Consider the following 2,980-nt stretch of genomic DNA (forward strand, 5'->3'; position numbering starts at 1 on the left):
ATAAAGAAGTAAATATTTTATTATTAACAATGTCAAAAATCTCAATATGAAGCACATCTGGATGTTGAAGAAATTCATTCAAAATATTGTCCAATTCTTTCTTTTTATCAGTAAATATAAATATACCAGATATATCAGCTATCATATTTGAGTACTTAAGTAGTGGGCGAATATCCTGTGTGAGATAAAAATTAACTATCTCTTCATATCTTCCACTATCTTTTATTTTTTTTAATCCTTTGTTAAAGTCATCCCTTACTTTTTCTGATCTAAAGGTAACTGGATAACTTTTAGATAGAGGGAATAGTTTATGATAATTATATTCATCATCTATTTTCATAGACATTTTATACCATTCAAAGGTTGTTTTATCAACAACTATTGCATCTATTTTTTTAGAAAAAAATAATTTATGCTGATCTTTTTGTGATACCCTATCATTGTATTTAGATCTAGAAAGTCCATTATCAGGATTAAATAATTTGTAAAATTCTTCACCTAAATCATTGTAGGCTTCTTTCCATGCAACAAAATCCACTTTTTTCAAATCATTTAGCTTATTAAGTTTAATATTATCACTTTTACGTGTAATTACATAGTTCTCATAAGATATAAAATCATCACTATAAAACATATTATCATTTACTTTTAAAGGTAATGAGATAGCATCAAAAGCAGGATTTATATCTAATAATTTAGCCATATTTAGCCTTGACATTTGATGAAGCTCAACCTTGTAATCTTCTGATTCTAAGATTTCTCTAATTAAGTCCGCTTCTATGCCTTTATTACTTGTTTTACTAAACATAAATGGAGCTTTATCATATGACAATGCAATATTAAGAACATCACTTTTCTTTTCTACTAAAGACTGTATAAACCAATGTTCATTTATTTGTTTTTTCTCTTTTTCATCAATATGATTTAAAGATTTTTCTAATATTGAATGAAGAAGAGGTTCATCTATTCTAGATAAATAGTGAAGTGTAGGCGCTTTAAAAGATATTGTTGGAAAGCCTTTAATTCCTGGAATGAACTCATCTTTTATCTTTTTTTCAAATACAATTCCACTTTCATATATAGCATCAACTTTTTGATTGAATAACATATTAATAGACTCGTTTAGACTCGATGTTAAAACAATTTTAATTTTTGGGTATTTTTCTTTGATTTTAGATATTGTTCCATATCCTTTAATTATTGCAAGTTTTTTTCCACTTAAATCTTTTAATGATTTAATATTATCTATTTCATCTTTGACATAAATATAATCTTTTACCTTAAAGTAAGCACTACTATAAAATCCATAAACGCTTTTGTCTTTCGTATAGTAAGTTGCAGGTAGCACATCAATCTTTTTATTCTTGAAATCCCTTAAAAGATCTTCCCAAATACCTGGAATAATTACAAAGTTTATACCCGTAATATTTTGTATTTTTTTAATATAATCACCAGCTATACCATCTATATCATTTCCATTGTTTGAAAAAACAATAGGATTCCACTGTTCAACTCCAACTTTAATATTTTTATTTTTTTCGATCCAAGTTAGTTCATCTAAAGTAAATACTGAATAATATTTATTTTTTGGTATTTGACTAAAACCATTATTAATTTGAGTGATTAATGTTTTATCATATGTAGCAGGACGCATGGGGAAGAAAAATTCATTACTTAAAGGAAGAATCATATATGGATTTCTTGTCATACATGAAGATAGATTTTCACATTTAATATCTTCTATTTTAACTAATATATCATTAAAAAAACTAAGCTCTACTTCTTGAACTAAATTAATTTTTCTAGTTACACTTTCAGACCACTTTTCAGGATCTACATTAACAATTTCTCCATTAAATTTTTTTATAGCTAGTTGTTCATAATTTTTTACTTTTTTAAGCACTTCTAAATCTAAAGTATTTGTGTAATATTTTTTTGTAGTTTCATCTACATTATGTAAAAAATTATTTAAATAAATTCTCTCTTGTGTATCAGAAGTTAAAAAGTCTTTAAATGTATCTTTAGAGAAAGAATTCTCAAAAAAAAGTGTGTTCAAGGCTGCTCTTTTTTGTCCTATACTCTCTTTATACATTAGAATTGTTGAATATAGATGTAGATCATCCATTAACTTTTTATTTTCAACTTTATCTGTCAGTTCAGATATTTTTAAAAGTAGCAATGAAATGATTTTAGTATATGTTGAATGAGTTTTTGCAGAACTTAATCGTAAGTCTTTAACATCTTCTCTTACAGTATAGAGTTCATTAAAAAGATCTTTAAAAAAATCATAGTAAAATATTTCTGTGAAGTTTTTTAATAACTTATAATTCAACTTTATACTATGAAGTAACTCATCTTTTGCCACGTCAGTATTTTTTTCAATATTATTTAACTTTGATTCAAACTTTTTACCATTAGAACCAATATAACCTGATGAGGCACCTCTTTCTTGCTGTATACTGTGAATTATTTTGCTAATAAATGAAATTAATTCTGCCAATGCTTCTAAATCTGTTGTTCTACTAGCATATAGAACTGCTTCTGTGGAATCAAAAAATAGTTCTAATTTATCACTATTCATATCTTTAAATAGCAAATCATAATTTTTATATATTACCGGCTTAACATTTGGGTACATTTTTTTAAGTTCTTCTCCATAATAAGGATCAATAACACCTACTCTTTGTTTATTTAATTTTTTTGTATAACCATTTTTTGCGAATAGTGATACACTCGTAGTATGTATTTTCTTTGCTTCATACAAATTAAAATCGTTTGTGTATAATCCACTATGAATATCAGCTTTTCCATTTTGAACAGCTTTTATACTTTCTACCCAATCTGTAAATTCAAACTTTATATTTGAGTTTGTAGCTTTAGCCCATTCTCTCCAGATGTCTACAAGCATACCTTTTGGTTCACCTTTTGCATCTAAGTATGTATATGGAGCGTAGTTTTTATCACCTGTAATAATTAATGT

At 26.0% G+C, this 2,980-nt stretch carries 1 protein-coding gene; it reads right to left on the bottom strand.

Going from position 1 to position 2,980, the window contains the following annotated elements:
• Positions 1-2,980, bottom strand: a 2,980-nt coding sequence (locus tag QZZ48_RS15040; RefSeq protein WP_294967074.1) for a transporter substrate-binding domain-containing protein, incomplete at both ends; no start/stop codon positions are given.

This window comes from Sulfurimonas sp., assembly GCF_016744025.1.
In the GTDB taxonomy this organism is placed as follows: Bacteria; Campylobacterota; Campylobacteria; order Campylobacterales; family Sulfurimonadaceae; genus Sulfurimonas.